This window comes from Brevibacillus reuszeri (assembly GCF_001187725.1).
Lineage (GTDB): Bacteria > Bacillota > Bacilli > Brevibacillales > Brevibacillaceae > Brevibacillus > Brevibacillus reuszeri.
Map to the genome: position 1 here is coordinate 307,809 of NZ_LGIQ01000002.1, position 16,719 is coordinate 324,527.

Annotated in this window: 16 protein-coding genes; all 16 read left to right on the forward strand. The window is 48.6% G+C overall.

The genetic code is table 11. The features are described from left to right. The first annotated feature begins 40 nt into the window (after positions 1-40). The 16 genes from ADS79_RS01925 (at position 41) to speD (ending at position 16,717) form a co-directional block, all read left to right on the forward strand. Positions 41-1,180 (forward strand): sensor histidine kinase, encoded by a 1,140-nt coding sequence (locus ADS79_RS01925; RefSeq protein ID WP_049736717.1) that lies wholly within the window; start codon positions 41-43, stop codon positions 1,178-1,180. After that, complete coding sequence (locus ADS79_RS01930) at positions 1,177-1,776, forward strand: response regulator transcription factor (protein WP_049736718.1); 600 nt, start codon at positions 1,177-1,179, stop codon at positions 1,774-1,776. Before ADS79_RS01925 ends, ADS79_RS01930 begins: the two co-directional genes overlap by 4 nt. A gap of 210 nt (positions 1,777-1,986) precedes the next feature. Continuing rightward, entirely contained in the window at positions 1,987-2,976 is a 990-nt protein-coding gene (locus tag ADS79_RS01935; protein WP_049736719.1) for an ROK family protein, read from the forward strand. Between the two features lie 103 nt (positions 2,977-3,079). Continuing rightward, positions 3,080-4,141, forward strand: a complete 1,062-nt coding sequence (locus tag ADS79_RS01940; protein WP_049736720.1) for a Gfo/Idh/MocA family protein — start codon at positions 3,080-3,082, stop codon at positions 4,139-4,141. Positions 4,142-4,214: 73 nt separating this feature from the next. Beyond that, on the forward strand, positions 4,215-5,816 hold the full coding sequence (locus ADS79_RS01945) for a glutathione ABC transporter substrate-binding protein (protein ID WP_049736721.1): 1,602 nt from the start codon (positions 4,215-4,217) through the stop codon (positions 5,814-5,816). A gap of 77 nt (positions 5,817-5,893) precedes the next feature. Beyond that, positions 5,894-6,817, forward strand: a complete 924-nt coding sequence (gene nikB, locus ADS79_RS01950; RefSeq protein WP_049736722.1) for a nickel ABC transporter permease — start codon at positions 5,894-5,896, stop codon at positions 6,815-6,817. A gap of 18 nt (positions 6,818-6,835) precedes the next feature. Continuing rightward, positions 6,836-7,729, forward strand: coding sequence for an ABC transporter permease subunit (locus tag ADS79_RS01955; RefSeq protein WP_049736723.1), 894 nt, complete (start codon positions 6,836-6,838; stop codon positions 7,727-7,729). Between the two features lie 18 nt (positions 7,730-7,747). Then, a complete protein-coding gene (locus tag ADS79_RS01960) occupies positions 7,748-8,740 on the forward strand; it encodes an ABC transporter ATP-binding protein (RefSeq protein WP_049736724.1) in 993 nt (330 codons plus the stop codon). Beyond that, on the forward strand, positions 8,733-9,695 hold the full coding sequence (locus ADS79_RS01965; protein WP_049736985.1) for an ABC transporter ATP-binding protein: 963 nt from the start codon (positions 8,733-8,735) through the stop codon (positions 9,693-9,695). Before ADS79_RS01960 ends, ADS79_RS01965 begins: the two co-directional genes overlap by 8 nt. Positions 9,696-9,752: 57 nt before the next feature. After that, positions 9,753-10,955 (forward strand): ROK family transcriptional regulator, encoded by a 1,203-nt coding sequence (locus ADS79_RS01970; RefSeq protein ID WP_049736725.1) that lies wholly within the window; start codon positions 9,753-9,755, stop codon positions 10,953-10,955. Between the two features lie 56 nt (positions 10,956-11,011). Beyond that, positions 11,012-11,956, forward strand: a complete 945-nt coding sequence (locus ADS79_RS01975) for a Gfo/Idh/MocA family protein (protein ID WP_049736726.1) — start codon at positions 11,012-11,014, stop codon at positions 11,954-11,956. Continuing rightward, positions 11,953-12,945, forward strand: coding sequence for a Gfo/Idh/MocA family protein (locus tag ADS79_RS01980; protein ID WP_049736727.1), 993 nt, complete (start codon positions 11,953-11,955; stop codon positions 12,943-12,945). Before ADS79_RS01975 ends, ADS79_RS01980 begins: the two co-directional genes overlap by 4 nt. A gap of 93 nt (positions 12,946-13,038) precedes the next feature. Beyond that, complete coding sequence (locus ADS79_RS01985; RefSeq protein ID WP_049736728.1) at positions 13,039-13,911, forward strand: sugar phosphate isomerase/epimerase family protein; 873 nt, start codon at positions 13,039-13,041, stop codon at positions 13,909-13,911. A gap of 107 nt (positions 13,912-14,018) precedes the next feature. Further along, a complete protein-coding gene (locus tag ADS79_RS01990) occupies positions 14,019-15,224 on the forward strand; it encodes an MFS transporter (protein ID WP_049736729.1) in 1,206 nt (401 codons plus the stop codon). A gap of 112 nt (positions 15,225-15,336) precedes the next feature. After that, entirely contained in the window at positions 15,337-15,708 is a 372-nt protein-coding gene (locus ADS79_RS01995) for a hypothetical protein (RefSeq protein WP_049736730.1), read from the forward strand. 196 nt (positions 15,709-15,904) lie between these two features. Continuing rightward, positions 15,905-16,717 (forward strand): adenosylmethionine decarboxylase, encoded by an 813-nt coding sequence (gene speD / locus ADS79_RS02000; RefSeq protein ID WP_049736731.1) that lies wholly within the window; start codon positions 15,905-15,907, stop codon positions 16,715-16,717. Positions 16,718-16,719 lie beyond the last annotated feature (2 nt).

Below are 16,719 nucleotides of genomic sequence, written 5' to 3' on the forward strand. Positions count from 1 at the left end.
TACACTTAAATAACAGGGTGTAGAAAAAAGGTGGGCAGCCATGCAAAAGTGGTATCACATTCTCCATAAAAATACGGGCCTGAGCCCTTACGTCTGGGTAGTTTTTTACATACTACCCTTCTATTTTATTTTCCGGTCTTCCTCGACGTATGAGGTCGTGATCGGGATTGTCATGATTCTCGTGTTTTTTATTTGTTACGTGCTCTCCTTTCTATCCAAAGGATGGCTGATTTACTTTTGGACGAGCTTGCAAATAATCATTTCTATTGCTATGACCGTGCTGTTCGGCTATGTGTATTTCTCGCTCTTCCTCGCATTTTTTATCGGAAACATCCAGAACAAGATTGGCTTTATTACGCTTTACACGATTCATCTGATCAGTACCGTCGTCACGATCAATATGGGCTTTGTCGCTAAAAATGCGGAGTTTATCAACCAGTTGCCGTTTGTTCTCGTGAGCCTGATTGCCGTCATCTTATTACCAGTGACTACTTACAACTGGAACAAAGGGGAGAAGCTGCAAGGTCAGCTAGAGCACGCGAACAAGCGGATATCGGAGCTGGTCAAGCTGGAGGAGAGGCAGAGGATTGCCCGTGATCTCCATGATACGCTGGGACAAAAGCTCTCCTTGATCGGTCTCAAAACCGATTTAGCGAGCAAATTGATCACGAAAAACCCGACCCTGGCTCAGACAGAGCTGCAGGAGATCAGGCAAACAGCGCGAATCGCCTTAAAAGAAGTGAGGGAAATGGTCACACAGATGCGCGGCACGAGGCTGGAGGACGAGATGTTCCGGATCACGCAGATTTTCAAAGCGGCCGAAATTGACTTTGTCCTAGAGGGCAATCCGAATCTGACCAATACCTCGTTGATGACAGAAAATGTGCTCAGTATGTGTCTGAAGGAAGCAGTCACCAACGTCGTCAAGCACAGCAATGCCACCAGCTGCTCGATCTTGATCGAACCCTCGCGAACCGATCTGATCGTGCAGGTGAAAGACAACGGAATCGGGATGATCGAGGAAACGGTCTGTACGAAAGGGAACGGACTGCGCGGAATGAAAGAGCGCCTGGAGTTCGTAAATGGGAGCATGGAAATTTGTTCGACCGAAAAGGGTACCACTATCGTCATTCGCGTACCAAATGTCTTCAAACAACCAGAAAAGGAGGCGGGGGCATGATTCGTATTGTCATTGCAGAGGATCAGAGGATGCTGCTCGGTGCTCTGGCTTCCCTGCTCGATTTGGAAGAGGATATGAAGGTCGTCGGCAAAGCAAGCAATGGGGAAGACGCGGTAAAGCTGGTTCATTTGCACAAGCCGGACATTTGCATTATGGATATTGAGATGCCTGTAAAAAGTGGATTGGATGCAGCTGAGGAGCTGAAGGGCTGTGGCTGTAAGGTAATGATCCTGACGACCTTTGCCCGCCCAGGTTATTTTGAGCGTGCGTTAAAAGCGGGGGCCAACGGATATTTGCTCAAGGATAGTCCGAGTGAAGAGCTGGCGTCTTCTATTCGCAGCATCATGGCGGGGCGACGTATTTACGCTCCAGAGCTGGTAGACGAGGCGTACGGGCAGGAAAATCCGCTGACTGAGCGCGAAAAGGAAGTCCTTCTGCTGATCGCCGATGGCAAAAACACAAAAGAAATTGCCAGTCAGCTGTACATTACGACAGGGACGGTGCGCAATTATATCTCCGTGATTCTCGACAAGCTCGGAGTGAGCAACCGAATCGAGGCCATCATGCATTTCAAGGAAAAAGGCTGGTTTAAGTAAGCAACCGAATAGAAATCCAAAGAACCCACTTCTGCTTTACAGCAGAATAGGGGTTCTTTTTTTCGGCTTAGGAGCGATTTTTTTCAGAATAATCTGGACGAAAAGAGAATCCTGTGCTTAAAATAAACATACATGAGTTTATAAAACCATTGGAGAAAGTAACTCACCTAACAGCAATAGACAAAGAATGACCGGAAGGAGAGGTCGGCGATGGAAATGGACGAGTATGCGATTGGGCTAGACTTGGGTGGTACGAAAATCCTTGCGGGATTGGTAAATAGTGAAGGGCAAATGATCAGTCAGGCACAGCTCCCTACTACTTCGGAGGATGGAGAAAAAGCAGTAATCGAGCGGGTGTTGGCGGCGATTGAGTCTGTTATGTCCGATAAAAAGGTAAACCGCAGACGCGTGCGAGGTGTTGGAATCGCCTCTGCTGGAGTGATTGACAGCAAAACGAACGAGATCATTTTTGCCAGCAATTTGGGCTGGAGCAACGTCCCGATTGGCAAGCTAATTGAGGACAAATTCAATCTTCCTGTTCGCTTGATGAACGATGCCAATGCTTCTGCGGTTGCCGAGTGGATGTGGGGAGCCGGCAAGGGTACGGCAAACATGATTTATGTCACCGTCAGCACGGGCGTGGGAGCTGGTATTATTAGCGATGGCCGCTTGTTGTCTGGTATTGACGGGAGCGCGGGTGAATTCGGGCATATTTCGATTGATTGGAATGGACCGCTCTGCCTGTGCGGGAACCGGGGCTGTCTGGAAATTTACTCGTCTGGTACCGCTATTGAAAATGCAGCGAGGACGGCACTTGCCAATGGAGATACCGCAATTTCGGCCAGCCTGCTACATGGCAGTAAAGAGCTGACCGCAAAGCAAATCGGGGAAGCGGCCTTGCGTGGAGACCGTTTTTCGATTGATATTTTAAAACGGGCCGGGTTTTATTTGGGCGTTGGGGCGACGAGTCTGATCCATTTGTTTAATCCGGAAGTGATAGTTTTTGGTGGGGGCGTCATGAATACAGCTCCTATCATTTTGCAGGAGATAGAAAAGAGTGTCCGCGAGCGTTGCATTCCAGGAATGGCGAGCCAGGTGCGCATTGAACTGAACAGGCTGGGCGTAGAATCGGGCGTCGTAGGAGCAGCAGGCCTCTTATTTTCAGAATGGGAGCACGAGAGAAAACTTCAAATTTTCTAAGTGAAACTGTATTGCAAAGATTAAGATTATTTTGTATCATTCAATTAATAACTCCACTGAAAAAACTAACTAACCAAGAAATTAGACAAGTAGGAGGCAAAGCATGAGTAAAGTAAAGGTTGCGGTAATCGGCGCTGGATCTATTTCGGACATGCACTTGCAGTCGTATCAGCACAACGAACGAGTAGAGCTTCATGCCGTTGTTGATTTCAACGAAGAGCGAGCGAAAGAAAAGGCGCAAAAGTTCAACGCCAAAACGTATTACAGCAATTTGGAAGATGTGTTTGCAGACAAAGAGGTAGAGGCCGTAAGCATTTGCACCTGGAACAACACGCATGCCGAAATCTCCATTGCAGCACTGAAGGCGGGCAAGCACGTACTGGTCGAAAAGCCTTTGTGCACCTCAATTGAAAGCGCTCTCCAAATCGAACAAGCGGTAAAGGAAAGCGGCAAGATTCTACAAGTAGGATTTGTCCGCCGCTATGATACGAATGCTCAATTGCTCAAGCAATTCATCGATGCTGGCGAGCTCGGAGAAATTTATTACGCCAAAGCATCCTGCTTGCGTCGGTTAGGAAATCCGGGAGGCTGGTTTGCGGATAAGGAAAGATCCGGCGGAGGACCACTGATCGATCTGGGCGTGCACGTCATCGATCTTTGCTGGTACTTGATGGGTTGCCCAAAGGTCAAAACGGTCAGCGGCAATACGTACAACAAGCTGGGGAATCGCGCCAACGTCAAGAACCTTTCCTTTTACAAAGCGGCTGATTACGATCCATCCAAAAATACGGTGGAAGACATGGCAAACGCGCTCATTCGCTTTGAAAACGGAGCATCGCTGATGATAGATGTCAGCTTTACACTTCACGCCAAAAAAGAAGAGCTGTCAGTCAAGCTGTATGGCGACAAGGGCGGTGCAGAGGTAGAGCCGGAGCTGTCGATCATATCTGAAAAACACGATACGATCCTGAACATCAGCCCACAGCTCGATAAGCTCTCCTTTGATTTTAAACAAGGCTTCCAAAACGAAATCGATCACTTCGTTGCATGTGTTCTCGGCGAGAAGGAAACAATCAGTCCGGTGCAGCACGGGGTAGAGATGATGAAAATCCTCTGCGGAATCTACGAATCAGCGCAAACCGGCAAAGAAGTCACGTTTTCGTAAATAGCCGGGGAAAATGAGTCCAGGGACATCCAGATTGCATCTATCAGATAAAAATTGTAAGGGGGATTGGGTCATGAAAAAAGTGTCTTATTTGCGAGCAGCATCTGTATTCCTTTTTTCAGTAGCTTTACTATTTGGGTGTTCCAGTGGCAACAGTGGCACAGGCGGCAATACAGGAGGTACTTCTGCTCCGCCAGCTGCCAACTCAGGTGAGACGCCAGCAAAACAAAAAGAGCAGCTGGTGGTGGCCGTCAACGAAAACTTCATTACGATGGACCCGCAAAATACAGGGGATGCCCTGTCAAGTGGGGTACAGACCTCCATGTTTGAGGGACTATTGATTTACGACAAAGATTTGAAGCTGATGCCAGGACTTTCGACTGAATATTCGGCAAATGCGGATGCGACTGAATACACATTCAAGCTGCGTCAAAACGTCAAGTTCCATGATGGTACACCGTTCAATGCGCAAGCGGTCAAAATCAACTTCGATCGTATGAGCAACAAAGATAACAATCTGCGTGCGTACCGCAACTACAAGTACATCAAAAGCACAGACGTCGTTGACGATTACACGGTGAAGGTGACGCTGAACCAGCCGTTCAGTGCCATGATCAACAAATTCACGACGGGAATCATTAGCCCGCAAGCACTTGAAAAATACGGTAAAGACATCGCGAAAAATCCTGTCGGTACTGGACCTTACAAATTCGTGGAGTGGGTTCAAGGCGATCATTTGACCGTCGAGCTGAATGCGGATCACTGGGATAAGGGTGCTGCCAAGGTTCAAAAAATCACCTACAAGCCAGTACCGGAAAATGGCTCCCGCGTAGCGATGCTCAAAACGGGAGAGGCTGACGTCATCTATCCACTGCCAGAGCAACAAGTAGAAACATTGAATGGAGCGGACGGAGTAAAGGTAGAGCGCACGCCTTCTACGATCACCCGTTATGTTTCCATCAATATGCTGAAAAAGCCGTTTGACGATCCACGCGTGAGACAAGCCATCAACTATGCGGTAGACAAGGATGCCTTCATCAAGGTTGTAAAAGCAGGATACGGATCGAAGCTGGAATCAGTGATGTCTCCTACGATTGCTCATTACGCCAAGCAGGGTGTCTATGAATACAACATTGAAAAAGCAAAAGAATTGCTCAAGGAAGCTGGCTACGAAAATGGCTTCACGACCGACATCTGGGGCAATACCAACTCCGATACGATGAAGGGCATGCAGTTCATCCAGCAGCAATTGCAAAAGGTCGGCATCACCGTTGAAGTGAAGTCGATGGAAGAAGCGACACTGTCTGATGAGATTTACGGTATCAAATCGCCTGAAGAAGCAAAAATGAACATGTGGTATGTAAGCTGGTCGTCCGCAGACCCGGATAATGCGATGCGCTCCCTGTTCAGCAGCGAGAACTTCCCACCGGCTGGTGCAAACACGGCTTTCTACAAAAACGATCTGGTAGACAAGAGCATCAAAGAAGCGACTCAGTCCTCTGACCAAGCGAAGCAAAAAGAGCTGTATGGAATCGTACAGGAAAATGTCTTCAAAGAAGCACCATGGATTTTCCTCGCTGTCGATGAAATCTTGTATGGAAAACGCAGCAACGTAGAAGGTGTTTACATCACGCCAAGCGGCGGCATCTACGTAAGAGAAGCGGAATTTAAATAATACCAGAAAAGCAGCGTTGGGTCGTTGTCTGCTGCCCAGCGCTGCTTTACTTTTCTTATTTAGGAGGAACACAAAATATGTTCCGTTATATCGTGAAGAGGCTTATCGAGATCATTCCGATCATTTTCGTCGTGTCGCTGCTCATTTTCTTTTTTATTCACCTGGTCCCGGGTGACCCTGTTCGCCTGGCAGCGGGGAAGGATGCAACGCTGGAAGAGATTACACGTGTTCGCGCGGAATTGGGACTGGATAAACCGTTGTTGGTTCAATACGCCACGTATATGCAAAACTTGTTCACAGGTAATTTGGGACATTCCTTAAAGACAGGACTTCCGATTAGCGATATGTTTGCGAATCGCTACATGATTACGATGAATTTGACATTTATGAGTTTAGGCTGGGCACTTGTTCTAGGCCTGTTGATCGGTACCATTTCTGCTGTATTCCGTAATAAATGGCCCGATTACGTAGGGATGCTGACAGCAATATCAGGCATTTCCTTACCTGGATTCTGGCTGGGACTCATTCTTATACAGATTTTCTCGGTGCAGCTTGGATGGTTTCCGACCGGCGGAGCCGAAAGCTGGAAAAGCTACGTTCTTCCATCGCTTACGCTAGGAGCGGGAATTATGTCGATGCTCGCCCGCTTTACGAGATCCTCACTGCTCGAAACGTTAAAAGAGGATTTCATTCGAACCGGTCGGGCAAAAGGCTTGAAAGAATCAGTGGTTGTGCGTAAGCATGCACTGAAAAACTCCATGATCCCAGTCGTCACCATCGCTGGCTTGCAGTTCGGATTTTTGCTTGGTGGGTCAGTCGTGGTAGAAACGGTTTTCAGTATCCCGGGCATGGGGCGCCTGTTGATCGATTCGATTGCTTTCCGCGATTATCCGGTTGTACAAGCGGTCATTCTGTTGTTCTCGCTGGAATTCATTCTGGTGAATCTCCTGGTTGATATTTTGTACAAAGCTCTAAATCCTAAGATTCGCTATGAAAGCTAAGTAGAGGAGGAGACTGGAATGGAAGCAGTAAAAGAAGTGAGTCATAGCTCGCAGGTCTCCATGGAAAAGAAAAACTCCAGGATGAGTGAGTTTTGGAAGAAGTGGAAGAAACAAAAAACGGCGTTTTGGGCTGGTTTTTTTATCCTCTTTCTACTTTTCATCGCGATATTTGGACCTTTGATAGCTCCGTACGACCCATATGAGCCTGACTATGATGCCATCCTGCAAACCCCTTCCAAAGCACATTGGGCGGGAACGGATGAGTACGGTCGGGACATTCTGAGTCGAATTATTGTCGGAACCGGAATCTCGCTTAGTGTCAGCTTTACCTCGGTATTGGTCGGGGCGGTGATCGGGACGATTTTGGGCTTGTGCAGCGGCTACTATGGCGGCTGGATGGATCGGCTCATTATGAGATCAAGTGACGTCATGTTTGCTTTCCCGGATTTGCTGTTGGCGATTGCTATTGTCGCGATTTTGGGACCAGGCTTAACGAATGTAGTGGTAGCTGTAGCCGTATTCAGTATTCCGTCCTTTGCTCGTCTGATTCGGGGGAATACACTGGCAGCCAAGGAAGCTGTATTTGTTGAGGCGGCGAGATCGATGGGGGCCAAAAGCAGCCGGATCATTTTCCGCCACATTTTTCCTGAAACAGTATCGAGCATGATTGTCTTCTTTTCCCTTCGGATTGGTACGTCAATTCTGGCTGCATCCAGCTTGAGCTTTCTCGGACTGGGAGCCAAGCCCGAAAGTCCTGACTGGGGAGCAATGCTAAGCATGGGGCGTGATTATCTGGCTACCTCGCCTCACGTCGTCATGATTCCTGGTTTGGCGATCTTCCTGTCCGTGCTTGCATTCAATCTGGTTGGCGATGGCCTCAGAGATATCCTGGACCCGAAAACAAAGAACTAATCGAGGGAGATGGGGCAGATGAGTGAAAACATCATCGAAGTGAAGCATCTGCAAACGCAGTTTACGAGAGATAACAAAAAGACAGTCGTTTTGGACAAGGTCAGCTTTCACATAAAAAAAGGGGAAGTGCTCGGGCTTGTTGGTGAATCGGGCTGTGGAAAGAGCGTGACCTCGCTATCAATCATGCGCTTGTTCAAGGATACGACAGGCGAGATTACGAACGGTGAAATTACGTACAAAGGAACCAATCTCTTAAACATTTCGGAAAGTGAAATGCGCGGGATTCGCGGCAAAGAGATCGCAATGATTTTTCAGGAGCCGATGACATCGCTTAATCCGGTCATGAAGATCGGTGAGCAGCTCATGGAGTCGATTCGGTTGCATCTGGGCTATTCCGATAAGCAGGCGAGAGAGCATGCGATCAGTATGCTGACCAAGGTAGGGATTCCGAGACCACAAGAGATCATTAATGAATACCCGCATCAGCTGTCTGGCGGAATGAGGCAGCGGATCATGATCGCGATGGCGATGTCGTGCAGGCCGAATCTACTGATTGCGGATGAGCCGACGACTGCACTGGACGTGACGATCCAGGCGCAAATTCTCGATGTCATGAAGCAGCTCCAGGCCAATGAGCATATGTCGATGCTTTTGATCACACACGATTTGGGCGTCGTAGCCGAGATGTGCAATCGCGTGGTCGTCATGTACGCAGGGCGAGTCGTGGAAGAGGCATCCGTCTTTGATTTGTTCGATGACCCGAAGCATCCATATACAAAAGGCTTGATCGGCTCTGTTCCCAAGCTGGGTCAAAAGCGTTCCCGACTCGATTCGGTTCCGGGAAATGTGCCAAATCCGAATCAGATGCCAAAAGGCTGCAAGTTTGCTCCACGCTGCAAAGATGTAATGCCCGTCTGCTGGGAGGAAGAGCCTGCGATCACCACTACAGGTCCAGAACGTTTTTGTCGCTGCTGGCTGTATAGCGAGGAAAGTAGGGATGCGCATGTCTAAGTCACTGGTAGTCGTAGATGGTATCAAAAAAACGTTTCCGATCGATAGTGGTTTTCTGGGGAACAAGAAAAGCGTAAAAGCCGTGAACAGCGTTTCCTTTGAGATCAAGGAAGGCGAAACGTTTAGCTTGGTTGGCGAGAGCGGCTGCGGAAAGTCTACCACGGGGCGTCTGGTTACGCGTCTGTTGACACCGGATGAGGGGAAAATCTGGATCAACAATGAGGAAATCTCGAAAATGAATGAAAATCGGCTGCGCGAGGTGCGCAAGCAGGTACAGATGGTTTTTCAGGACCCGTATGCCTCGCTCAATCCCCGCATGAAAATTCGGGATGTGGTGGGGGAGCCGCTGATTATTCATACCAAGCTTTCCACGGCGGAAAGAGAAAAGCTCGTTGCTGAAATGCTGGAGGTCGTCGGATTAAACAGCTACCATGCCGAAAAATTTGCTCATGAGTTTAGCGGTGGTCAGCGCCAGCGGATCGGGATTGCACGTGCGCTCATTTTAAAGCCAAAGCTGATCGTCGCAGATGAGCCGGTATCGGCATTGGACGTTTCGATTCAATCGCAAATATTGAATCTGCTCAAGGACTTGCAGGAAGAATTTCATTTGACGTACCTGTTTATCTCTCACGACCTCAGCGTGGTTGAGCATATTAGCGATAAAATCGGAGTCATGTATCTGGGCTCCCTCGTGGAATCAGGACCAAAGGAATCGCTTTTTGCCAATCCCCAGCATCCGTACACCAAGGCGTTGCTCTCGTCGGTTCCGATACCCGATCCACGCGCAAAAAGAGAGCGGATTATTTTGCAGGGGGATGTGCCAAGTCCGGTCAATCCACCGTCGGGATGCGCGTTCCATACCCGTTGTCCGTTCAAAATGGATATTTGTACGACGACAGCACCAGCGCTGAGGGAAAGCGCTGAAAGTGATCATTTCGTCGCATGTCACCTGTAATCAACCAAAGACTGCAAGAGAGGTTTACCTAATCTATTAAATAAAAGGAAGGGTTCCATGCGTAGGACGGGTGATTTAAAGCTAATTCAAGAGTTAAATCGGTCCATCATACTAGATACGATCCGTCATTATGGCCCCATCTCCCGCAGTGAAATAGCCAAGCGGCACAAGCTGAGTCCTACAACCGTTACGTCTGCTGTCAGCGAATTGATTCGCGATTCGCTCGTCAGTGAAGTTGGAACAGGCACGTCGAATGGGGGACGGAAACCGATTTTGCTGCAATTCTCCCCCGATAGTCGTTTTTTGATCGGAATCTCGATTAGTGGTTCTAAAATTACTATCGCGGAAATGAACCTGGAAGCAAAGGTCCGTAAAAAGGAAGCTTATTCGATCAAGTCATATCAGGGCGACAGCGTTATCGCGTATTTGCTGCAAATTATTGAGCAATTCGTTCAGCCCTATGAGAATCTGGACAATTGTGTGGGCATTTCGATCGTCACACAAGGGATCGTGGATTCAGACAACGGAATGATTCGCTACAATCCGAAGCTGAAGCTAAAGGACACTCCTGTAAAAGAAATCGTGGAAAGTCGCTTCCAAATCAAAACCTGGCTCGACAATGACACGAATGCCTATTTGCTAGCAGAAAAAAACATCGGTGATTTCAATCATTATCAAAACATGCTCTACGTTACGATTGGAGACGGACTTGGCTCAAGCATACTGGTCAACGGCTCCATCTATCGCGGATATGCAGGAGGCGCAGGAGAATTCGGGCACACCACGATTGACCGTGCTGGTGTCCGATGCGATTGCGGGAATGTTGGCTGCCTGGAAAACTATGTGAGCTGGCCGGCTATTTACTCCAAGCTGTTGTCAGGGCTGGCAAAAGGCAAGGAAAGCTGCATCATGGAGCTGGCCGAGCAGGATATCAATCGCATCTCCTCCAAAACGTTTCGCCAGGCACTGGACCGACGTGATCCGCTTGCCGAGAGCATTCTGGAAGAAACGGCTTCGTATTTGGCAACGGGCCTGGTCACTCTCGTTCATTTGTTTAACCCAGAGGTCATCATTCTTGGGGGAGACATCGCTTTTGAAAATTCATTGCTGATTTCCAAGGTCACCGAATATGTTACCGAATATGCCCACGGTATCTTGACGGAAGGACTTTCGATTCGCCTCAATTCGCTTGGAGAAGACGTGGAAGTGGTTGGAGCAGCGGCTGTCTTATTGCAGGATACGTTTCAATTTTCGCTATAAGAGGTTGTAGTTAAAAAAGGATCAAAAGGTTTGTGATAAACGGAGGTGGATAGCTCATGGTGAAAGTAGTTGTGGCAAGGCCACGGGAGACTGGGGACAGATACCAAGAGGCATGGTCAAAGGTCAGGGCTGCTGAGGTAGTAGGCTATGCAGACAGCTTGGCAATACTTCGTGAGCTTTTGCATGAAAAAGAAGTCGATGTCGTGGACATTCTTTCATCCGCAGAGGAATCTACCGAATGGATTGCGCTTGCCGCCAAAGAAAGAAAGCATGTTATTTGCGGAGCGGGTGGACAGCTCGGGCATATTGCCCTTCGCAAAGCCAAAGAGCTGTGTGAGGTGCGAGAGGTACAGCTGGTGCTTGGAAGCAGCTTGCGATTTTCACCGGAATACGTGCAGGCGCGCGAGCAGGTCCGACAAGGTGCGATCGGAAAGCCCGGCGTCATTCGCGTCCGTAGAAGTGCTCCTGCTCCCGAAGCGGGAATCGCAAAGGGGTGTATTTTTCACGAACTGGGCGTAGCGGAATTTGATTGGCTGCGCTGGACATTTGGTGAAGTGGTGCGGGTTATGGCCAGACGAGTCAAGCATACCGACGAGTTCGGGCTGGAGAGAGAGTATGCGCTTGTCATGCTGAGAATGGTTGATGGCACGATTGCACATGTTGAGCTTTCGTGGGCAGAAGCTTCTGAGCGAGCGGCTTTTGAAATAACCGGTGATGCCGGCATGATCCAGCATGACAGTCATGATAGTCAGCCAATCCTATGGCAAACGAATAAGCGTCTGGATCAAAAAGTACCCTGCTGGGAGCGCTTTGCTCACCTGGCTCAAATAGAGCGCGAGCGAAGCTTTAGAGAGCAGGTTGTTTCTTGCCTGTCCACGCATGAAGCACTGGCTATTACGCCAGAAGATATCCTCCAAGCGCAAAAAATCGCACAGGCAACAAGGCAATCGGCTGAATCGGGACAACCGGTCCAGCTCATAGACGGAGGTGACTCCATATGAAGGTAGGCATCATCAGCTTTGCACATATGCATGCACACAGCTACGCCACTTATTTGCAAAAGCACCCGGATGTCCGCTTTACCGCTATTTGGGATGGAGACGTAGAGCGAGGACAGAAAATGGCTGCTACTTATCAGGTCGATTACTATCAGGACCTGCAAGCTTTTTTTGAAACCGATATTGAAGCGGTTATCGTTTGCTCGGAAAATGCGAAGCACAAGGAGCACGTGATTGCGAGTGCGCAGGCAAAGAAGCATATTTTATGCGAAAAGCCGATTGCGACAGAAGTCAAGGATGCTGAAGAAATGATCCGTACGTGCAAAAAGGAAGGGGTCATTTTGCAAATCGCTTATCCTGTCCGATTCGCACCAGTGATGGAACAAGTGAAGCAAATGATTGACGCCAAGGCGATTGGCGAGGTAATGGCCATCAATGGTACGAATCACGGGCAGATGCCGGGTGGATGGTTTATCGACAAAGAGCTGTCCGGAGGCGGGGCAGCTACTGATCATATCGTGCATCTGATGGATCTTGTCCGGTGGATGCTTCAGGACGAAGTAAAGAGTGTATACGCCGAGCTGGATACCCGTTTTTATGATATCGACGTAGAAGATTGCGGAATGGTCTCACTGGAATTGGAGTCGGGAGTCATCGTGGCAATTGATCCTAGCTGGTCCAGGCCCAAAACCTTCCCTACGTGGGGCGATGTGACCATCCATATTATCGGGACCACGGGCTCGCTGTGGGTGGATGTATTCAAGCAGCATGCCCTTTATTACAATGACCGCGGCAACAAATGGCAGCATCTGCCTTGGGCGGTAGACATGGATGAGCGGCTGATTGCAGATTTTGTTCAGTGCGTTTTGGACGGACGTGCTCCTTCGATTACCGGGGAGGATGGACTACGCACACTAGAAGTGGTCAAAGCCGCCTATGAGTCCAATGAACGCAAGCAGGCTGTCACCGTCACCAGGCTCCCTCTCTCCTAATGCTTCTCTCCAAGGGAAGGGAGGGATGGAGTCGAATCAGGCGCAGAAGATAGCACGACCGATCACAACAATCCCAATAATGAGGTGGATCAAATGAAAATTGGACTGAGCACGTATAGCTTGCTGACTGCAATCAGAGCAGGGGAAATGGACGTACTGGATGTCGTGCAATGGATTGCTGACAATGGCGGAGAGCATATGGAAATCGTGCCGTATGGCTTCACACTTGTCGATAACTACGAGCTGGCTGATGCTGTTCGCGATAAGGCAAAAGCAGTAGGGATCGAGCTGTCGAACTACTCGATGCCGACAAACTTCATTCAGGAGAGCGAGGAAGCATTCGAGGCAGAGGTAGCGCGGGTGAAGACGCATGTGGACCTTTTGAACCGGATGGGCATCAAGCATATGCGCCACGATGTTTCTACGTTTACTGTTCCTGTAGAGCAAACCACGATTGAGTACTTTGAAAACAATCTGGATGTCATGGTCGAAGGAAGCCGTCAAATCGCCGATTACGCTGCGCAGTTCGGAATTACGACGACGATAGAAAATCATGGCTGGCTTGTTCAGGCGAGCGACCGCGTACAGCGTGTACTCCAGGCAGTTAACCGTCCGAATTTCAAGACAACTGTAGATATTGGAAACTTTATGTGCGTGGACGAAGATTCGCTGGTCGGCGTGAAGAAAAATCTGCCGTATGCTTCCCTTGTTCACTTTAAGGATTTTTATTTCCGTCCTTATTACAATGAACCAGGTGGCGGAAAATGGTTTAAAACCGTCAACGGCAATTTCTTGCGTGGGGCGATTGTCGGCCAAGGCGATATCAATATTCGGGAAGTCGTCAAGCTGGTTAAAGGGTCCGGCTATGATGGCTATATCACCGTGGAATTCGAAGGAATGGAAGACTGCCGGGAAGGCTCTAAAATCGGTATGGACAATCTGCGACGCTTCTGGGAAGAAGCGTAACGCAAATGATAGGGAGAAGCATTGCGATCACAGATCGTGGTGCTTCCTTTTCTATTTGAATGGATAAAAAATGCCTGTTTTGCAGGAAAGAAGGTTAGGTAGCTGTCATGTCGTTCTCCTGGAAAAGAAATCTCGTAGTGCTGTGGATCGGTGTATTTTTCTGTAGTACCGCGTATTCCCTGTCGATCCCTTTTTTGCCGTTGTTCATGTACAACACATTGGGGGTTCACGAGCATTTGGAAGCCTGGTCGGGAATTTCCTTTGGCATCACTTTTTTGACGGGGGCATTCATCGCTCCGTATTGGGGCTCGCTTGCGGATCGGTACGGGCGAAAGCTGATGATGGTTCGGGCCGGGTTTTGTCTTGTGCTGATTTATTCTCTCTATTATTTGGTTACTGATCCGTACGTCTTCTTGGGTGTTCGCATGCTGGAAGGGTTACTGGCTGGCTTCGTTCCCTCTGCCATCGCATTGGTCGCAACCAACACGCCGGAAGAACATGCGGGCTATGCTTTAGGCATTATGGCGACAAGCGGAGCGACTGGAGGCATTGTTGGTCCATTGGTTGGCGGGATTGTCAGTCATCTGTGGGGGAATCGGGAGGCTTTTCTATTTTCCGCGCTGTTGGTTTTGATTGCAGCTCTGATTGCAACCTTTTTCGTCCGAGAAGTTCATGTCCGCCTGAAAAAGCGTTCCTCTGTTCGGGAAGACTTGCGAGTGGCGCGTATGAATCGTCCGTTTATGATCGTGCTCGGACTCAGTATGATGGTCACAGTGTCGGTGATGCTGCTTGAACCGCTATTGACGGTGTACGTTCTCCAATTGGGAGCTTCTGAGCAGGATGCTTCGCTTAGCTCGGGCATTATTTTTTCTGCGATCGGGATTGCGACAGTTCTGGCTGCCCCGCGCTGGGGGCGCATAGGAAGCAAGATCGGCTATTCCAAGATTTTGTTTTTCGGATTGCTGGGTGGAGGGATCGGCAGCCTGCTGCAATTCTTTTTTACAAATTTGTACGGCTTTGGGATTTTGCGCTTTGTTTACGGCTTGTTTTTCGCTGCTGTTTATCCTGCAATCAACGCGTTGATCGTCAAGGTCATCGAGCCCGATTTTCGCGGAAGAGCTTTTGGTTTGAATCAGTCTGCTATGCAGTTTGCCAACATGATTGGTCCGATTTTGGGTGGATTTCTTGGCGGCATGATCCCGATTCGATTCATTTTCATTATGAATGGTGCGGCGCTTTTGTTTACGGCTCTCTTCATAAAATACAAAAGGCTGGATGAGACTGCTTTTCGCAAAAAAAGCCTGGAGGGATAAGCGGGAACTCGCAAATTTGGACATTTGCCTACGGGACTCCTATCTATGGGTACATATACTATAGGGTACTAGTGGAGAATACCTCAAACCAAATAAGAAGGAGAGGTTACCCGTGGCAATTGGACAAATGACGAGGGTGAGCTTGCCTTATCCCTCGACATGGGAAGTACAGGCCAGCTTTGGTGGCAGACCTATGTCACTCGGAACATTGGTAATTAACAGCGTCAACGGCAACGTTGTAAATGGCGCAATCAGCTTTCGCAGAGAGTTTATGCAGATCCAGGGCTTTTGGGATGAAAGAACAAGACAAATGTGGTTCCAATCTCCGTATGCTTCTTTTGTCGGGACCCTCGCCTTCCGTGATGATCCACAAATTAATCTGAGGCACTATGTTCTTCGGGGCAATGTAACCATGAAGTCGCCCTCGATACGGGCAGGAGAAACAGGCACGTGGACAGCGACTACCAACACCCGACTGCGTTAGCGCAAAAGGTCTCATCCGCGAGAGGATGGGGCTTTTTTTACTGATTCACTAGCGATAACCTTCCCACTCAGGCTGGTCCACGGTTCGTTATCGTGTAGCTTTCTACTCACTAGCCATGATTGGTATGTCAGGGAATGGGAAATGCTGAAACAGAGCTTTGTCACCATGACTATCATCGTAACAGGGGGAAACTCGCTTGGAATCGACACCGAATCAGCATATCACGCTTCATGGCTTTAATAACCTGACCAAATCACTGAGCTTTAACATGTACGATATTTGCTATACCAAAACCAAAAAGGAACGGGAAGCGTATCTCGAATACATAGATGAACAGTACAATGCGGAGCGCCTGACCCACATTTTAAAAAATGTGTCCGATATTATTGGCGCACACGTCCTCAATGTTGCCCAGCAGGATTATGTACCGCAGGGCGCCAGTGTGACCTTTCTTGTGTCTGAGGGTCCAGTGGTTGAGGTACCGACAGAGTCATATGAGGAATCCCCGGGACCTTTGCCAGATAATGTGATAATGCAGCTCGACAAGAGCCATATTACGGTGCACACCTACCCGGAATACCATCCTGACGAGGAAATCAGTACCTTTCGTGCAGATATCGATGTATCGACCTGTGGTGAGATTTCGCCACTCAAGGCGCTTAATTATTTGATTCGCTCCTTTGATACAGACATGATGACGATTGATTATCGCGTGCGAGGCTTTACTCGAGACATACATGGGTATAAGCTGTTTATCGATCATGACATCAGCTCGATCCAAAACTACATACCAGATGAAATAAAGGACCTGTTCCATATGATCGATGTAAACGTCTATCAGGAAAACATTTTTCATACGAAATGCAAGCTGAGGCAGTTTGATTTGAACAACTATTTGTTTGGCTATACAAAGGATAAGCTCTCTGTAGAGGAGCAGCATGAAATCACGGAGCGGTTGCACATGGAGATGGACGAGATTTATTACGGTAAAAATATGGATCGGAATTAAGA

Bases quoted from the DNA above. Each gene is read 5' to 3' on its own strand.
- ADS79_RS01935 (WP_049736719.1), top strand. From the start codon at position 1,987: ATGGAAATGGACGAGTATGCGATTGGGCTAGACTTGGGTGGTACGAAA.
- ADS79_RS01980 (WP_049736727.1), top strand. From the start codon at position 11,953: ATGAAGGTAGGCATCATCAGCTTTGCACATATGCATGCACACAGCTAC.
- nikB (WP_049736722.1), top strand. From the start codon at position 5,894: ATGTTCCGTTATATCGTGAAGAGGCTTATCGAGATCATTCCGATCATT.
- ADS79_RS01970 (WP_049736725.1), top strand. From the start codon at position 9,753: ATGCGTAGGACGGGTGATTTAAAGCTAATTCAAGAGTTAAATCGGTCC.
- ADS79_RS01945 (WP_049736721.1), top strand. From the start codon at position 4,215: ATGAAAAAAGTGTCTTATTTGCGAGCAGCATCTGTATTCCTTTTTTCA.
- ADS79_RS01960 (WP_049736724.1), top strand. From the start codon at position 7,748: ATGAGTGAAAACATCATCGAAGTGAAGCATCTGCAAACGCAGTTTACG.
- ADS79_RS01990 (WP_049736729.1), top strand. From the start codon at position 14,019: ATGTCGTTCTCCTGGAAAAGAAATCTCGTAGTGCTGTGGATCGGTGTA.
- ADS79_RS01925 (WP_049736717.1), top strand. From the start codon at position 41: ATGCAAAAGTGGTATCACATTCTCCATAAAAATACGGGCCTGAGCCCT.
- ADS79_RS01975 (WP_049736726.1), top strand. From the start codon at position 11,012: ATGGTGAAAGTAGTTGTGGCAAGGCCACGGGAGACTGGGGACAGATAC.
- ADS79_RS01955 (WP_049736723.1), top strand. From the start codon at position 6,836: ATGGAAGCAGTAAAAGAAGTGAGTCATAGCTCGCAGGTCTCCATGGAA.
- ADS79_RS01985 (WP_049736728.1), top strand. From the start codon at position 13,039: ATGAAAATTGGACTGAGCACGTATAGCTTGCTGACTGCAATCAGAGCA.
- ADS79_RS01965 (WP_049736985.1), top strand. From the start codon at position 8,733: ATGTCTAAGTCACTGGTAGTCGTAGATGGTATCAAAAAAACGTTTCCG.
- ADS79_RS01940 (WP_049736720.1), top strand. From the start codon at position 3,080: ATGAGTAAAGTAAAGGTTGCGGTAATCGGCGCTGGATCTATTTCGGAC.
- ADS79_RS01930 (WP_049736718.1), top strand. From the start codon at position 1,177: ATGATTCGTATTGTCATTGCAGAGGATCAGAGGATGCTGCTCGGTGCT.